This is a genomic window from Paracoccus alkanivorans, assembly GCF_003697785.1.
GTDB classification, from domain to species: Bacteria; Pseudomonadota; Alphaproteobacteria; order Rhodobacterales; family Rhodobacteraceae; genus Paracoccus; species Paracoccus alkanivorans.
In genome coordinates this window covers 101883-118632 of sequence record NZ_QOKZ01000005.1, presented here as the reverse complement: position 1 = coordinate 118632, position 16750 = coordinate 101883, and the positions used below count along the sequence as shown (strand labels likewise).

The following is a 16750-nucleotide window of genomic DNA, read 5'->3' as shown; positions in this document are numbered from 1 at the left end:
CCGCTGACGCTACGCCCTTCCGGCGGCCTTGGGGATGTTTTGACAAACAGGCAGGTGCCCGCCGTTCAGGACCGCCAGAATTTCGGCAGCAGCAGCACCAGCACCGAAACCAGTTCAAGCCTTCCGAGGAACATCCCGAGGATCATCAGCCATTTCGCGCTGGCCGGGAAATCGACGACCGATCCGTTCGCCGAGATCTCCGGACCCCAGGCCGGGCCTACATTGGCGATGGCCGTCCATGCGGCGGTCAGCGCGGTTTGCGTGTGCAGCCCGGTCAGCGACAGCCCGACGATCAGCAGCCCGAATGACAGCATGAACAGCGTGAAGAAAGCCATCACGGAATCGATCACCTCCTGCTCTAGAGGGCGTCCGTCATAGCGCAAGGGATAGACGCGGTGCGGCGAGTGCAGTCGCCGGACCTGTGCGCGGATGGCCTGGAACAATACGAGATAGCGGAAAACCTTGACCGAGCAGCCGGTCGATCCGGTGCAGCCGCCGATCAATCCGACGACGACCAGCAATGCCAATGGCAGATGCCCCCACGCCGTCATGTCGGTCGAGGCGAAGCCGGTGCCGGAAAAGGTCGAGATGGTGTTGAAGACGGTTTCGCGGATCAGATCGCCCGGATTGTCGCCCTGTTGCATGACCAGCAACCGGTAAAGGGCTATCACCGCGCAAGTATAGAGAATCCAGCGCAGATAGGCGCGGATCTGGCTGTCCTGCCATATCGGCAGAAAGTTCCCACGCATCACCTGAACCATGCGGATGAAGGGAATAGAGGCGAGGATCATGAAAACGGAGGCCGCCCATTCCGGCGCCCCGAGAAAGGCGCCGAAGCTTGCGTCGTAACTGGAGAAGCCCCCGGTGGACACGGTCGACAGTGCGTGGACGACCGCGTCGTATCCGCTTAGCCCCAGCAGGATATAAGTCAATATGGCCGCGATTGTCAGCAGGACATAGAAACGGGTCATCTCGGCCGCGATCTCTCCGGCGCGGGGCAGGATTTTCCCCAGGGTGTCGAATCCCTCCGAGCGGAAGAACTGCATGCCGCCGACCCGCATCACCGGCAGGAACACCATGGCGACGACAACGATCCCCAGCCCGCCGATCCAGTGCAGGATGGCGCGCCACAGATGCGTTCCGCGCGGCAGGTTGTCCAGTTCGGGAAAGACGGTTGTGCCGGTGGTGGTGATGCCGGACATCGCCTCGAAATAGGCATCGGTAAAGCCTGCATTCGGTTGGCCCAGCATGAAGGGCAGAGCGCCGAATGCGGGCAGGACCGCCCAGATTCCCGAGGTGATCAGGAATGCCTGCTGAATGTTGAGCGAGCGGTAATCACCCCGCGATGCGACCGTGATCAGCAGCCCCGCGATGATGGTGATGACGCCGGATTGCAGGAACACCGCCCAATGCGGGTTTCCCGCCCACCAGTCGGCCGCCATGGGAAGGGCCATCGATGCGCCCAGCACGACAACGACTTTTCCAAGCGGGTGAGCGACCGGGCGAATATCCATCATGCCGATTGCTTGCCGCGCCGGGCAGGAAGCGTCAAGCTCCGATAAGGTAAAAGGACAGGGCCTTTTGGCATTTGCCGGGGATGCATATGGGCCGGGGAACGGTTATATTCGTTCCCGAGAAGCAGCCGCACAGATCCCGGAGGGAAGATGACAGGCTATCCCGTGACGATGTCCATCAGGCCGGATGTCTGCGGTCATTTCGATCCCGCGACGAACACGATCAGCTATATCGTGAAGGACCCGGCCTCGGATGCATGCGCGATCATCGATTCAGTCATGGATATCGACTATGCGGCCGGGCGGATCACCTTTGAGCATGCCGACAAGCTGATCGAAGAGGTCAGCCGCCGTGATTTGCGGCTGGAATGGATCATCGAGACCCATGTCCATGCCGATCACCTCTCGGCCGCGCCCCACATACAGGACCGCCTGGGCGGCAAGATCGGGACCGGCGCGAATATCATGGTGGTGCAGGAGGTTTTCGGCAAGATTTTCAACGAGGGGACCGAGTTTCAGCGCGACGGCAGCCAGTTCGACCACCTGTTCGAGGATGGCGACCGCTACATGATCGGCGAAATGCCTTGTTTTGCCATCCACACGCCCGGTCATACGCCCGCCTGCATGACCCATGTCATGGGCGATGCGGCTTTCGTGGGAGACACGCTTTTCATGCCCGATGGCGGCTCGGCCCGTGCGGATTTCCCCGGCGGGGATGCGGGGGTGCTTTACGACAGTATCCAGAAGGTGCTGTCACTGCCCGACGAGATGCGGCTGTTCATGTGCCACGATTACGGCCCGAACGGGCGCGACATCCGGTGGGAAACCACCGTGGCCGAGGAGAAGGCCCATAATATCCATGTCGGTGGCGGGCGAAGCCGCGAGGAGTTCATCCGCTTCCGCACCGAGCGCGATGCGCAACTGGCGATGCCGCGGCTGATCATCCCCTCGCTTCAGGTGAACATGCGGGCGGGCGAGGTGCCGACCGACAAGGATGGCCGCCCGATGCTGAAGGTTCCGGTCAACGGACTGTAGGGACGGGACAAACGGGCAAAGCCCCGGCATCCGCTATCCCGCGCGGCTTGTTTCCGATCCGTTGCACGGGACCTGCGCCGTCCGTCCGTGCGGGCAGGAAAGTGTGAACCCTATGCAATTCCGGCAAACCACATCAATCCATATGACCGGCCTGCGGTTGACGAGCCGAATGGAGACTGGCTGACTTTAATCCCTGCTGCGCCCTTGAACGCGCCCTTTCCGCAGGCTACCTTGAAACCAAGTTGAGATCGGAGGGCGTGATTATGGCGCCCAGGCGTCCCGCGGGTGGGGGCGCGTTCCCGAAAAATACGGTTGAGCCGTCCGTCACCCGCCAGACCGAGGAGGGCGCGCTTTATGCGGCGCTCGACCTCGGGACAAATTCGTGCCGGATGCTGATTGCGCGACCGCGCGGCAGTCAGTTTCAGGTCGTGGACAGCTTCTCCAAGCCGGTGCAGCTTGGATTGGGGCTGGAAGCTTCGGGGCGCTTGTCCCGGAGTTCGATGGCGCGCACCATCCACGCATTGCAGGTCTGCCGCCGCAAGCTGGAGCAGCACAACGTCAAGAGCATGCGGCTGGTCGCGACAGAGGCCTGCCGACGGGCGCGGAACAGCCGCGATTTCATGCGTAATATCCGCCGCGAGACGGGGTTGCCCCTGGAGGTCATCGACGCCGAGGAAGAGGCGCGGCTGGCGGTGATCTCTTGTGCGCCGCTGGTCAGCCACAAGACCGAGACGCTTCTTGTCGTGGATATCGGTGGGGGATCGACCGAACTGGTCTGGATCGACCTGGAGGATGTCGAGCCGCGCGAGCGTCCGCGCGCGATCATGCGCTTGAGCGATGGTTTCGGCAATCCGCAACCGGGCGGTGCGCGGGTAGTGGATTGGATCAGCGTGCCATTGGGGGTCGCGACGCTGCGCGACATGTTTGCCGATGTCGAGGACGATCAGGGCCGTTTCGCACTGATGAGCTGGTATTTCGAGGAACTTCTGGCCGATTTCGCGCCCTATGCGGATGGCTCGCCCGACGAGGGTTTCCAGATCATCGGCACATCGGGCACCGTCACCACGGTCGCGGCAAGCCATCTCAATCTGCGCCGCTATGACCGCAACAAGGTGGACGGCCTGACGATGAGCACCGAGCAGATCGACCGGGTGATCCATTCCTATCTGGCCCTTGGCCCGGATGGCCGCCGCATGGATCCGCGGATCGGGCGGGAAAGGCATGCGCTGATCATGTCGGGCGCCGCGATCCTGCAGACCCTGATGCGGGTCTGGCCGACGAACAAGTTGTCGGTTGCGGATCGCGGACTTCGCGAGGGGTTGCTTTATGCCCAGATGGTGCGCGATGGGGTGCTCAGGCCGGAAGGGCTGAACGGAGTGGCATGATGACGGCAAAAGGCGCGGGCGGCAGCCGGGCGGGAAAATCCAGCGGGCGCGGACAGCGCGATCTGAAGGTTCGGGTCAAGACCGCCAAGGGGCGCAAGCTGTCCAGCAAGCTGTGGCTGGAGCGGCAGTTGAACGATCCCTATGTGGCCCGCGCCAGGCGCGAGGGGTATCGGGGCCGGGCCGCCTACAAGATCCTCGAGCTGGATGACAAGTATCGCTTTCTCGTGCCTGGCGCCCGCGTGGTCGATCTGGGCTGTGCGCCGGGTGGATGGTGCCAGGTGGCCGTGCAGCGGGTGAATGCGCTTGGCGAGAAATCCGGCAAGCCGATAGGCCGGGTCCTGGGTGTCGACCTGCAGGAGGTCGATCCGATTGCCGGGGCCGAGATCCACGTGCTGGACTTCCTGTCGGATGGCGCCGATGACAAGGTCAAGGACTGGCTCGGCGGAGCCGCCGATGTCGTGATGTCGGACATGGCGGCGGCCTCTTCAGGTCACAAGGGCACGGATCACCTGCGCATCGTCGCGCTGGTCGAGGCAGCGGCGGCGCTGGCCTTCGATATCCTTGAACCGGGCGGAACTTTTGTCGCCAAGGTCTTGGCCGGTGGGGCGGAAAACGAGATGCAGGCGATGCTGAAGCGGAATTTCCAGAAAGTCGCCAATGTAAAGCCGCCCGCCAGCCGCAGCGATTCATCCGAGAAATTCGTGGTCGCGACCGGGTTCCGGGGACGTGGCGGCGATGACCCGGCGGATCAATCCGGCTGATCGCGACCCGATTGGTCCCGGAATGTCTCGGGAAGCCGGCCGGTGGCTGCGACAAAGCTGCGGGTGAAATGGGCATGGCTGGTATAGCCAAGCTCCCTTGCGATCTGCGCCGGGTCACGGGTGGTCTCGCGCAGCATTTCGACTGCCCGCTGCAGCCGCAGCTCATGCATCAGTTCGATTGCGCGCTTGCCTCGCGCGTTCCGGCAGGCATCGTCAAGCGCTGCCGTGCCTGTTCCCAGTTCATCCGCGAGATCGGCGATCGTGCGCCCCTGATGCAAATTCGCCATGGCCAGCGCGATAAAGCGTTCGACGAGCGGGCGCTGCGCCTCGCCCGGGAGGGGAGGGCGCGCCGCGTTAGCCCGTGGCGGCTCCAGCCGGGCAAGGCGCAGTGCCAGAACTCCGAGCAGGCAGTGAATGGCCTTGCCGCTGTTCGGTTTCGCGCTTTCCGCGGCCAGTTCCTTGAGAGTCGCAAGCAGGGCCTCCGCTGCTTCCCCGACAGAGCCGCTCAGCGCATGCCGGGGAAAGGGCGGGTCGGTTTCATGCAGCAATCCCGGTGCCAGCAGCAGGGCGTAGCCCTCGGTTCCGGTCATCGGCAGCGCCGCAAAGGCGGTGCCGGCGGGAATATAGCGGACCGCATCCTTACCCATGACATGCTGCTGGCGCGGGAAATCCAGTTGCAAATGCCCCGCGATCACCCAGAGCAGGAGGTGATCGGCCCGCGTCCGGGGGCGCGGAGGTTTCGCGCGGCTGCCCCATACGAAGCTTGCGAGGGGCAGCAGCCGCAATCCCGATTGCCGCACCACCGGACGTTGAGCGAAAGGACGGCTCGCCACCGGCAGCGCATTGGGCGCCATGGGCGGGTAGAGAGGCTCGTGCCGGGGCATGTCATGGCGATGGGCAGATAGGTTGACGGCACGTCCTTCGGGAATATGCGCGTCGTTGATCCCGGTCTTCGACAGGCTGTCTCCGGTCAGACGGTGCCGGCTTGTCGGGCTCCGTTCCGCGAAGGGGCTGGGCGAGAAGGGAAAGCCGCCCTCCCAATCTGTTCGACCATAAGACGCCATACTAACCGTGAACTCATATACTGTCCGGGTAAATTGTCGCCTAACTCTGGCCACTCGACAACTGGGAAACCAAAAAATATTCATCCATGTCGCATGATTGCCCGTGTTACCGGTCGGGCTTGACCGGCCAGCTTTGCCAATCTTTCATCCGGTTCCTGAACCATATCCGCTGCGATTTGGCATATTGCCGGGTCGCAATGATGGCGCGCTCGGTCGCGGTCTGCAGATCCATTTCTCCCCGCAGATACGCGACCAGTTCCGGTGCTCCGATGGCCCGTGCCCATTGCTTGCCGGGCTGCCACTCGGGCAACATTGCCTCCACTTCCGCCAATGCGCCCCCGGCCATCATCATGTGAAAGCGCCGGGCGATGCGGTCGGCCAGCCAGTCCCGGTCGGCCTCCATCACCAGCCGCTGGCAGTCGGCGGCGGGGATCAGCGGCGGCGGCGTTTCGGCCTGCCACGATGCCAGCCCGCGCCCCGTCGCCTGCAAGACCTCCCACGCGCGTTGGACACGCGCCGGGTTGTGCAGGTCGAGGCGCTGCCGGCTGGCCGGGTCGAGTTCGCTTACCATTTGCGCCAGTCCATCCTTGTCAATCAGCATTGCGTCGCCGGCCGCGCGAATCTCGGCGGGAACGGGGGGCACATAGGCCAGTCCCCGCGTCAATGCCGTCAGGTAAAGCCCGGTGCCGCCCACGACGATCAGCCGGCGCTCCGGTTGCCCGTCCAGCAATCCGCCCAGTTCGCGCAGCCAATCCCCGACGGAATAGCCGCGATCCGGCGTGACATGCCCGTAAAGCGCATGCGGGGCCGCCGCCGCCTCGGTCTCGGAGGGGCGTGCCGTCAGAACCCGCCAGCAGGACCAGATTTGCAGCGCGTCGGCATTCACGATCAGCCCGCCCTGCGCCTGCGCGACCGCCAGCGCCAGCGCCGATTTGCCGCTGGCGGTCGGTCCTGCGATCAGCAGGTGGCGCCCCGGGTCGATCTGTGCGAGATCAGAGACTTGCATGCATGGTTCCGGGTAGTTGATCCTGCCTGCTTTTTGCGACATTTTGCGCGGCAATGAAAGCGGCGGCCCGGCGAGGAGAAGGACAGGACATGACTGATCGAGAGGGCTCTGCGCCCACCCAATATGGCCGGGTGATGCTGAAGATCTCGGGCGAGGCGCTGATGGGCGATCAGGGATATGGCCTGCATCCGCCCACCGTGGCCCGCATTGCAGACGAGGTCGAATCGGTTGCCAAGATGGGCGTCGAGGTCTGCATGGTCATCGGCGGCGGCAATATCTTCCGCGGATTGCAGGGCAGCGCCCAGGGGATGGAGCGCACCACGGCCGACTATATGGGAATGCTGGCCACGGTAATGAACGCGCTGGCGATGCAATCATCGTTGGAGGCCAAGGGTCTGCATTGCCGCGTCATCAGCGCCATCCGGATGGATGAGGTCTGCGAGCCATATATCCGCCGCCGCGCCATCCGGCACCTGGAAAAGAAGCGGATCGTGATCTTTGCCGCCGGAACGGGCAATCCCTATTTCACCACCGATACCGCCGCCACGCTGCGCGCCAACGAAATGAACTGCGAGGCAATCTTCAAGGGAACCAAGGTCGATGGCGTCTATGACAAGGATCCCAAGAAACACGACGACGCGCAGCGCTATACCAGCGTGACCTATGACGAGGTGCTGCAGAAACATCTGGGGGTGATGGATGCCTCGGCCATCGCGCTGGCGCGTGACAACCGGCTTCCGATCATCGTCTTTTCGCTGGACGAACCGGGCGGTTTCCGCACCATCCTGGAAGGCGACGGCACCTATACGCGCGTGCATAACTGAGGCCGCCCTTCGCCATGATCTCCTGACGGTCAAATGCCCGCCGATCGGCGGGTAAAGCCTTTGCCAAGCCTGTATATTGCGGTTACAAGCGGTGAAAATCCAATTCAGAGGCAGTCCGAATATGGCAGAGGACATCGAAATCGACATAGACGATCTGGAACGGCGGATGAAGGGCGCGATGGAAAGCCTGCGCCATGAATTCGCGTCGCTTCGCACCGGCCGCGCTTCGGCCTCGATGGTCGAGCCGGTCCAGGTCGAGGCCTATGGCCAGATGACGCCGATCAACCAGCTGGGCACCGTGAACGTGCCCGAGCCGCGCATGGTCACCATCAACATCTGGGACAAGTCGATGGTCGGCAAAGTCGAGAAGGCGATCCGCGAAAGCGGCCTCGGCATCAACCCGCAGACCAACGGCACCATCATCATGCTGCCGATCCCGGAACTGAACGAGGAACGGCGCCGCGAATTGACCAAGGTTGCCGCCCAATATGCCGAAAGCGCCCGGGTCGCGATCCGCAATGTGCGCCGTGACGGGATGGATCAGGTCAAGAAGGGCAAGGCCAGTGGCATGCCCGAGGATGACCAGAAATTCTGGGAAACGGCCGTTCAGGAACTGACCGACAAGATGATTGCCGGGGTCGACGAGGCGCTTGAGGCCAAGCAGGCCGAAATCATGCAGGTTTGAGGGATCATGGCCGCTGAAGCCGCACAGGCCATGACTTCGGGGGGCGCGGATCGGCGTCCGCGTCACGTTGCCATCATCATGGATGGAAATGGCCGTTGGGCGACCGAGCGCGGCTGGCCGCGCCTGGTTGGCCATCGCCGGGGCGCCGAGCGCGTCAAGCAGATCGTTCGCGCCTGCCCCGAGCTGGGGGTGGACTGGCTGACGGTTTACGCCTTCTCGACCGAGAACTGGAAACGCTCGACCGAGGAAGTGCTTGGCCTGATGAAGATTTTTCGCCGCTATATCGAGCGCGAGGCCGAGGGTATGTCCGCAGAGGGCGTGCGGCTGCGGTTCATCGGCGGGCGGGATCGGCTTGATCCCAAGCTGCGGGCGCTGATGTCCTCTATCGAGACGCGCACCTCGGGCAATACCCGGCTGAACCTGACGGTGGCGATCAATTACGGCGGCCGGGACGAACTGACCCGCGCGGCCGGGCGGCTGGCGCAGAAGATCGCGCGGGGCGAGGTTTCCGATCCGGGCGAGAACGATCTGGCGGATTGCCTGGATACCGCAGGTCATCCCGATCCGGACCTGGTGATCCGGACCTCGGGCGAGACGCGGACCTCGAATTTCCTGCCCTGGCAGGCCGCCTATGCCGAATACGAGTTCACGCCGACGATGTGGCCCGATTTCACGCCCGAGCATCTGGGAACCATTCTGGACCGCTACGGCATGCGCGAGCGCCGCTTTGGGGGCGTATGAACGAAAAGGGGCCGATAGCACCGAAAACGCCGGTTCCCCCGGGTAGATGGGCCGATCTCTCGCGGCGGATCGCCTCCACACTGGTTCTGTTGGCCCTCGGCGTGCTGCTGGCGGCCGCATCGGGCGTCTGGTTGCGATTGGGTATGGCGGTGATCTCGGCGATCACGTTCTGGGAGCTCGCGGCGATGACCGGCTGGCGCTACCCGCGCCTTCATGCTGGTCCCTTCGGACGCTCGCGCCCGATGGCGCTGGCGCTGATCGCGGGGCTGGCGCAATTTGCCGCACTCATGATTTCCTATCCCTTCGCATGGCTGCTGCTGTTGCTGCCGATCATTGCCGGTCTGCCCGGCGCGGCGGCGCGCGACCGCTGGACCTATGCGCTTTTCGGCATCGCGATCCTGCTGGTCGCTTACGGCCTTGTCGGTTTTCGTGAGGAATTCGGGCTGGGCTTCGTGCTGTGGCTGATGGGGATCGTGATCATTTCGGACACGGCGGGATATTTCTTTGGCCGGATTATTGGCGGGCCGAAATTCTGGCCATCGCTCAGCCCCAAGAAAACCTGGTCGGGCACGATTTCCGGCTGGATCGGCGCACTGATTTTTGGCACGGTTCTATGGCTTGCGGAATGGGGCGATATGGCGTTGATCTGGTGTTCGCCGCTGGTCTGTCTTGCCGGTCAGATGGGTGACATCGCCGAAAGCTGGCTCAAGAGGCGGGCAGGGGTCAAGGACAGCTCGAACCTGATTCCGGGACATGGCGGATTCATGGACCGGTTCGACGCGGTGACAGGGGCGGTGCTTGCGGCAATGGTGCTGGGAATTCTGATCAGTCTACCGGCGGTTAACTGAGATATGCGACGAATTTCGATTTTCGGAGCGACCGGATCGGTCGGGACCAACGGGGTCGACCTGATCCGCCGTGCGGGCGGGGCGGAGGCATTCCATGTCGTCGCGCTGACCGCCGGGCGGAATATCGACCGGCTGGCCCGCATGGCGCGGGAATTGCGGGCCGAGATCGCGGTTACTGCAGATGAGGCATTACTGGGCGATCTGCGTGCAAGGCTGGAGGGAAGTGGCGTCGAGGCGGCTGCCGGACCTTCGGCATTGATCGAGGCAGCGGCGCGCCCGGCGGATTGGGTCCTGTCGGCGATCGTCGGAGCGGCGGGGCTGGCACCGGGCCTGACCGCGCTGGCCCAGGGCGGCGTGCTGGCGCTGGCGAACAAGGAATCGCTGGTTTGTGCCGGCCCACTGATGCGCGCAGCGGCGGCACGAAGCAGCGCGAAAATCCTGCCGGTGGATTCCGAACATTCCGCCATATTTCAGGCGCTTGGCTCGGAAACCCGCGATAGTGTCAAACATGTGACCATCACCGCCTCGGGCGGGGCGTTTCGCGACTGGCCCCTGGAACGGCTGGAGGCTGCAACGGTGGCCGAGGCATCGACCCATCCCAATTGGGCGATGGGTCAACGGATTACCATCGACAGCGCCTCGATGTTCAACAAGGCCATGGAAGTCATAGAAACGCATGAATTTTTCGGGCTGGAACCCGAACGGATCAAGGTGCTTGTCCATCCGGAATCGATCATTCATGCGATGGTGACCCATGTCGATGGCGGAACCATCGCCCATCTGGGGGTGCCGGACATGCGCCATGCCATCGGCTATGCGCTTAACTGGCCCGAACGCGCACCGCTTCCGGTGGCCGCGCTGGATCTCGCCCGGATCGGCAGCCTGAGTTTCCGCGAACCGGACGAGATCCGCTGGCCCGCTCTGCGGCTGGCGCGCGAGGTGATGGCAGCGGGGGGCATGGCCGGGGCGGTGTTCAACGCGGCCAAGGAACAGGCGCTTGACGATTTCATTGCGCAGCGGATCGGCTTTGCACAGATGGCGCCCCGGGTCGAGGCGGCGCTGTCGACGCTGTCGGGACGGGCGGGCTTTGCCGATGCGCCCGCCGATCTGGAGACGGTCCTGCACTGGGACCGCATTGCCCGGCAGGAGGCCGCAGCATGAGTGAACTGATCCCACAATTCGGGGGAACCCTGTGGACGCTGGCCGCCTTTGTCATCGTTCTGGCCATCATCGTCACCGTGCATGAATATGGGCATTACATCGTTGGCCGGTGGTCTGGCATCCGGGCCGAGGTTTTCTCGGTCGGGTTCGGGCCGCGGCTGTTGGCGCGCCGGGATCGGCGGGGAACCGTCTGGCAGATCGCGGCCATTCCCCTTGGCGGCTATGTCCGTTTTCTGGGCGACGCCAATGCCGCAAGCGCCGGACCCGGGCTGAAGGTCGACCCCGCCCTGCGACGGCAGACGCTGACCGGCGCCCCGCTCTGGGCGCGGTTCTCGACATTGCTGGCCGGGCCGGTCTTCAACTTCATCCTGTCGATCCTGATTTTTGCGGGCTTTGCGATCGTGCAGGGGCTGCCCACGCAGGATGTCAGGCTGGGAGAGATCGCATCCGCCCCCCTGCAGGTGGTAAACGAATTACACTCCGGTGACCGGGTGCTGGCGATCGGTGGCCTGCCGGTCGAGAACTGGCAGGACATCTCGCGCGCGGCCGAGGAACTGCCCATCGCGCAACAGCATGACTGGCGGGTGGAACGTGACGGTTCTGAGATCACCGTAACCGGCCCCGACCCGATGCCCGCCAGGATCACGGGTGTCGCACCGCGCAGCGCTGCCGCCGATGCTGGACTGAAGGCAGGGGATGTGATCGTCAGCATAGACGGTCAGCCGATCTCTCGCTTTTCGCAGATGCCGGAAATCGTGTCCGCGGCGCAGGGTCAGCCGCTTTTGCTGGAAGTATGGCGGCAGGACGGCGGTACGGCCAGCTACAGCCTTGTGCCCAAGGAGCAGGATATCCCCTCGGCGGATGGCGGTTTCGAAAGGCGCTGGCTGATCGGAATCACCGGCGGCGCCAGCTATTTCGAGCCCGCGACAAGGCATGCCGGACCGTTCGAGGCGCTGTGGCTGGGTATCGTCCAGACCTGGGACATTATCGCATCTTCGCTTTCGGGGCTGTGGGCGATGATCTCCGGCCAGATCGGCAGCTGCAACCTGGGTGGCGCGATTTCCATCGCCGAAAGCACCGGACATGCCGCCAGTGCAGGGGCGGACAGCTTCCTGTGGTGGATTGCGGTGCTGTCGGCGGCGATCGGGTTCCTGAATCTGCTGCCGATCCCGGTTCTCGATGGCGGTCATCTGATGTTCTACGCGTTCGAGGCCGTGACCGGGCGGCCGCCCTCGGACCGTGCGCTTAATCTTTTGACTGCGATTGGCATGGCTGCGGTGCTTGGTTTGATGATTTTTGGTCTCACAAACGATCTTTTCTGCCCCTGAGACGCGATGCGCTTTTGACAGGCCACCCCGGTTAAGGATAGAGAAAGGACCAAAAGAATGCGTCGACAGGGCGCCAATGCAGGCTGGACAAAAGGGGCGGCAATGACACGGAAACTGGGCAAGGGCGCGGTCGCGCTGGTGGCGGCTCTGACGATCTCGGTCCCGGCGGGGCTGTTGATGCCGCAACCCGCTGCGGCCTATGTCTTCAACGATGTGCAGATCGAAGGGACGCAAAGGGTCGATCCGGCCACGGTTCTTTCCTATGCCAATATTCCGCGCGGGCAGGACATTTCGGCCGGAGAGCTGAACGACGCGTTGCAGCGTTTGCAGAATTCCGGCCTGTTCGAAACGGTCGAGATCGTTCCGCAGGGGGGGCTGCTGGTCATCAGGGTCAGCGAATACCCGACCATCAACCAGATCAGCTTTGAAGGCAACCGCCGGATCAAGGACGATCAACTGGCCCAGGTCGTGCAAAGCCAGTCGCGCCGGGTCTATGAGCCGTCGCAGGCCCTGGCCGATGCCTCGCATATCGCGCAGGCCTATGCGGCGGAAGGGCGTCTGGCCGCCCGCGTCGATCCCAAGATCATCCGGCGCAGCGACAATCGTGTCGATCTGGTCTTCGAGATCCGCGAAGGCGACCTGACCGAAGTCGAGCGGATCAGCTTTTCCGGCAACCGCGCCTATTCCGATCGCCGCCTGCGCCAGGTCCTGGAATCGAAGCAGGCCGGTCTTCTGCGGACTCTCATCCGCCGCGATACCTTCTCGCCCGAGCGGATCCCGCTGGACGAGAAGCTGCTGACCGATTTCTACCGTTCGCGCGGTTATGCCGATTTCAGGGTGCAGGGGATCGCTCCTGAAATCGCCCGCGAACGCGATGCTTTCTATATCACCTTCAATATCCAGGAAGGCCCCCGCTACCGTTTTGCCAGCATCAACACCGTGTCCGAGATCCCGGGTGTCGATGCCTCGGCATTCGCGGCGCAGAACCGCGTCGGGCGCGGCGATTACTACAACCCGGCCGCCATCGACAACACCATCCGCCGGATGGAGACCGTGGCGATCCAGCAGGGGCTGAATTTCGTCAATATCGAGCCGAGGGTGACACGCAACCCCTCGAACCAGACGCTGGACCTGGTCTTTGCGCTGACCCGTGGTCCGCGCGTCTTCGTCGAGCGGATCGATATCGAGGGTAACACCACGACGCGGGACGAAGTGATCCGCCGCGAATTCACCGTGGTCGAGGGCGACCCGTTCAACCCGCGCGAGATCCGCAATGCGGCAGAGCGTATCCGGGCACTGGGTTACTTCTCGGATGCGCAGGTGGACAGCCGTCCCGGCACCAGCTCGGAGCAGGTCATCGTCGACGTCAATGTCGAGGAACAGCCGACCGGTTCGCTTTCTTTCGGAGCGTCTTATGGCGTCAACTCGGGCGTGGGCGTCAATGTATCGCTGAACGAGACCAATTTCCTGGGACGCGGGCAAACGGTCGGCGTAACCGTCGCGACGGGCGAGGATGACAGGCAGGCATCGCTCAATTTCGTCGAGCCCTATTTCCTGGGACGCGATCTGCGCTTCCGGTTCAATACCTGGTATAATGAGACCGAAAGCCTCAATTCCGATTACGATACCCGCTCGATCGGGATCTCCCCTTCGATCGAGTTCCCGGTTTCGGCGAATGGGCGGTTGGAGCTGCGCTACCGTATCGCGGAAGACAAGCTTGAGAATATCGACGAGGCAAGCTCCCAGATCCTGCAGGATGAGTCGGGAACGCGCCTGAGCTCGGGGCTTGGCTATACTTATAGCTGGGACACCCGGAGAACCGGGCTTGACCCGCTGACCAGCTACAAGCTGGAGTTTTCACAAGATTTCGCCGGGCTGGGCGGTGATGTGAAAAGCATTACGACGACCGCGCTGGCGGGAATCGAAAGCAATGCCTGGCGCGAGGAAGTCACCCTGCGGGCCGAGATCGAAGCGGGGGCCGTGCATGCCTATGGCGATTACGAGACCTGGATTCTCGACCGTTTCCGTGGTGGCAGCAAGATCCGTGGCTTCGAACCCAACGGGATCGGGCCGCGTGACCTGACCTCGGACAACGAGGACGGTCTGGGCGGCAACTATTTCTGGGCTGCCCGCGCCGAGGCGCAGTTCCCCCTCGGCCTGCCAGAGGAATACGGCATTACCGGCGGTCTGTTTGCCGATGTGGGCTCGATCTGGGGGCTCGACAATACGGCGGGGACCGCAGGCGAGGTGGATGACGATATGTATATCCGTGCCTCTGTCGGTGCCTCGATCTTCTGGACGACCCCGATCGGACCTTTGCGCTTCAACTTTTCCAAGGCGCTGCGCAAGGAAGACTATGACGAGGAACAGAGCTTCGACCTGACCATTTCGACAAGGTTCTGATGCTGCATTGGCTTCGCATGATTATGGCAATCTGGCTGGCTTGCGCCTGCCTGCTTGCCGGGTCGGCGGTGCAGGCGCAGGAACTGACCGAAGAACTCGCGCCACCCGAGGCGCCGAATGCCGAACAACTGCCCAACCGGACCATCCAGACGGATGAAAACGGTCCGGATTACCTGACCGCGCCGGTCCTGACAGTCGACCAGGACCGGCTGTTCGCCGAATCGGCATGGGGACAGCGGGCCGCTGCGGAACTGGATGAAAAAGGCAGCAGGATCGAGGCCGAGAATGAACGGCTTGCCAAGCAGCTATCCGACGAAGAGACGGAGCTGACCCGCAAGCGCGAGACGATAGATCCGGCCGAATTCCGGAAACTTGCCGAGGCATTCGACACTCGTGCCACCAGGATCCGGAGGGAGCGGGCACAGGTCGTGCAGGATCTCAACGCTCAGGCCGAGGCGGACCGCAATGCCTTCTATCAGGCGGCATTGCCGGTCATGGGAGAGGTCATGCAGCGCCGTGGTGCGGTTGCAGTGCTGGACCGTCGAACGGTGTTCGTCTCGCTCGATGCGATCGACATCACCGATGAACTGATCGCCGAACTGAATGCGCGCATCGGCGATGGCCCTGCAGCGCAACCTGGCGAGGAAGCGGCGGGGCAGCAGCAAGACCGCGGCGGTAATTAGATCACTTCTAGTTAAGCCGAGCGGTTGCCCGGTTGGCATAACCAGATCTTGCGCAGAACACAGAGAGAGCCGCAAACCGCAAAACCCGGCGGTAATTTTCCGAGATTCGGTTTGCCTGAGGTTTCGTGCACGAATGGCAGCCCGTAGGGGAATCGAACCCCTCTTTCCAGGTTGAAAACCTGGCGTCCTAACCGATAGACGAACGGGCCACCTTTTGTCGCTGCCGAGGCTGCCCGGCGGCGTGGAGCGGTGTTTAGGCGAGCATCCTGCCGGGTGCAAGGGGAAAAGTTCAGCCGATCGACAAATTTTTCGCGGCCTCCGCTCATGTCGCCGAATGGCCGACCAGGATCAGCCACAGCGACAGTGTCAGAGCCGAAAGAACCGTTTGCCAGGTGAACATATCGGCGTAAAAATCGGCATCGCCTCCCATCTGCCGAGCCAGGATGAAACCGACCGAGGCCGCGGGCGCCGCGGTCAGCAGCACCCCCGAGGCGATCTGGTCCGATGGCAGGCCAAGCATCATCGCGATCAGCAGGAACAGCGCCGGGCACATCGCCAGCCTCATCGCAACGCCGATCCACATGGCGGGATCGCTTTGCCACAGGCGTCTGATCTCGATCCCGGCGCCGACCGACAGCAGCCCGACCGCCAGGGCCCCCTGGCCCAGCCAGTCGAGCGGTGCCAGTACCCAATCGGGTAACGTCACCCCTGTAACATTCAGGACCAGCCCGGCCAGGCAGCCGAGGACCAGCGGGTTGCGTGCGATCTCGGTGGTGATCCGGCGCCAGGTCTGGCGGCGGCTGGATGTTAACCGGGCATGATCGTTTTCGGGAGGAAACAATGCCAACATGATGATCGACGAGATGTTGAAGACCGGGATCAGAAAGGCCATGGCCACGGCCAGATCGCTCAGCGCTGCAGGGCCCAGACCGTTTGCCGCGACCGCCAGCACCAGCAGTGAGTTGAACCTCATCGAGCCCTGGAACATTGATGTAAAGCGCGGGTTCCTCAATCGCAGCGGGCGGCGGGTAAGGATCGCGACAAGTCCGGTCGCGGCAAAGGCCACCGACAGCCCAAGAACGTAGGGGCCGAGCGCGCCAAGGGATAATTCCGAGCGATAGATCGAAGTCAGCAGGATGGCGGGAAACAGCAGCCTGAAGCCGAGCTGCTCGACCCCCGGCCAGTTTTCTGGCGCAATGATCCGGAAGCGGCGCGCGAGATGCCCCAATGCGACAAGGGCGATAACCGGTAGGATCGCAAGGGCGGCTTGCATGCGGTTCTCCGTGTATAGCTTTGCGGCGACTTCTTGCAG

Annotated in this window: 15 protein-coding genes and 1 tRNA gene; 11 read left to right on the top strand and 5 right to left on the bottom strand. The window is 63.2% G+C overall.

Translation table 11 applies throughout. From position 1 onward, the window contains the following. Positions 1-65 precede the first annotated feature (65 nt). Positions 66-1517 carry a TrkH family potassium uptake protein gene (locus tag C9E81_RS13930; RefSeq protein ID WP_122112971.1) on the bottom strand — a complete coding sequence of 484 codons (1452 nt, stop codon included), beginning with the start codon at positions 1515-1517 and terminating at the stop codon, positions 66-68. A 147-nt stretch (positions 1518-1664) separates the two neighbouring features. On the opposite strand from C9E81_RS13930, the gene C9E81_RS13925 reads away from it, so the two are divergent. The 3 genes from C9E81_RS13925 (at position 1665) to C9E81_RS13915 (ending at position 4695) form a co-directional block, all read left to right on the top strand. After that, the gene (locus tag C9E81_RS13925) at positions 1665-2549 is read left to right on the top strand and encodes an MBL fold metallo-hydrolase (RefSeq protein ID WP_122112970.1); all 885 of its coding nucleotides are present in this window, start codon (positions 1665-1667) and stop codon (positions 2547-2549) included. A 263-nt stretch (positions 2550-2812) separates the two neighbouring features. Further along, on the top strand, positions 2813-3934 hold the full coding sequence (locus C9E81_RS13920; RefSeq protein WP_122112969.1) for a Ppx/GppA phosphatase family protein: 1122 nt from the start codon (positions 2813-2815) through the stop codon (positions 3932-3934). Then, positions 3934-4695 (top strand): RlmE family RNA methyltransferase, encoded by a 762-nt coding sequence (locus tag C9E81_RS13915; protein WP_122112968.1) that lies wholly within the window; start codon positions 3934-3936, stop codon positions 4693-4695. Before C9E81_RS13920 ends, C9E81_RS13915 begins: the two co-directional genes overlap by 1 nt. Here C9E81_RS13915 and C9E81_RS13910 read toward each other — a convergent pair. Together C9E81_RS13910 and miaA are read right to left on the bottom strand one after the other, a co-directional pair. Next, positions 4683-5759, bottom strand: coding sequence for a helix-turn-helix domain-containing protein (locus C9E81_RS13910; protein WP_166461916.1), 1077 nt, complete (start codon positions 5757-5759; stop codon positions 4683-4685). The two genes, C9E81_RS13915 and C9E81_RS13910, sit on opposite strands and share 13 nt — an antisense overlap. 106 nt (positions 5760-5865) lie before the next feature. Then, the gene (miaA, locus tag C9E81_RS13905; RefSeq protein ID WP_122112966.1) at positions 5866-6765 is read right to left on the bottom strand and encodes a tRNA (adenosine(37)-N6)-dimethylallyltransferase MiaA; all 900 of its coding nucleotides are present in this window, start codon (positions 6763-6765) and stop codon (positions 5866-5868) included. Between the two features lie 89 nt (positions 6766-6854). On the opposite strand from miaA, the gene pyrH reads away from it, so the two are divergent. The 8 genes from pyrH to C9E81_RS13865 all read left to right on the top strand — a co-directional run bounded on the left by pyrH (position 6855) and on the right by C9E81_RS13865 (position 15438). After that, positions 6855-7589 (top strand): UMP kinase, encoded by a 735-nt coding sequence (pyrH, locus tag C9E81_RS13900; protein WP_122112965.1) that lies wholly within the window; start codon positions 6855-6857, stop codon positions 7587-7589. A gap of 121 nt (positions 7590-7710) precedes the next feature. Beyond that, complete coding sequence (gene frr, locus C9E81_RS13895) at positions 7711-8274, top strand: ribosome recycling factor (RefSeq protein WP_122112964.1); 564 nt, start codon at positions 7711-7713, stop codon at positions 8272-8274. A 6-nt stretch (positions 8275-8280) separates the two neighbouring features. Beyond that, on the top strand, positions 8281-9015 hold the full coding sequence (gene uppS, locus C9E81_RS13890) for a polyprenyl diphosphate synthase (protein WP_122112963.1): 735 nt from the start codon (positions 8281-8283) through the stop codon (positions 9013-9015). Then, positions 9012-9863 carry a phosphatidate cytidylyltransferase gene (locus C9E81_RS13885; RefSeq protein ID WP_122112962.1) on the top strand — a complete coding sequence of 284 codons (852 nt, stop codon included), beginning with the start codon at positions 9012-9014 and terminating at the stop codon, positions 9861-9863. Before uppS ends, C9E81_RS13885 begins: the two co-directional genes overlap by 4 nt. 3 nt (positions 9864-9866) lie before the next feature. Then, entirely contained in the window at positions 9867-11024 is a 1158-nt protein-coding gene (gene dxr / locus C9E81_RS13880; protein ID WP_122112961.1) for a 1-deoxy-D-xylulose-5-phosphate reductoisomerase, read from the top strand. After that, a complete protein-coding gene (rseP, locus tag C9E81_RS13875) occupies positions 11021-12352 on the top strand; it encodes an RIP metalloprotease RseP (protein ID WP_122112960.1) in 1332 nt (443 codons plus the stop codon). Before dxr ends, rseP begins: the two co-directional genes overlap by 4 nt. A 102-nt stretch (positions 12353-12454) precedes the next feature. After that, positions 12455-14755 carry an outer membrane protein assembly factor BamA gene (gene bamA / locus C9E81_RS13870; protein WP_122112959.1) on the top strand — a complete coding sequence of 767 codons (2301 nt, stop codon included), beginning with the start codon at positions 12455-12457 and terminating at the stop codon, positions 14753-14755. Beyond that, complete coding sequence (locus tag C9E81_RS13865; protein ID WP_122112958.1) at positions 14755-15438, top strand: OmpH/Skp family outer membrane protein; 684 nt, start codon at positions 14755-14757, stop codon at positions 15436-15438. The genes bamA and C9E81_RS13865 overlap by 1 nt, the downstream gene beginning before the upstream one ends. Before the next feature lie 134 nt (positions 15439-15572). Here the strand turns inward: C9E81_RS13865 and C9E81_RS13860 are convergent. Further along, positions 15573-15647 (bottom strand) — tRNA-Glu (locus C9E81_RS13860). 113 nt (positions 15648-15760) lie between these two features. Next, the gene (locus tag C9E81_RS13855; protein ID WP_166461915.1) at positions 15761-16711 is read right to left on the bottom strand and encodes an AEC family transporter; all 951 of its coding nucleotides are present in this window, start codon (positions 16709-16711) and stop codon (positions 15761-15763) included. Between the last annotated feature and the right edge of the window lie 39 nt (positions 16712-16750).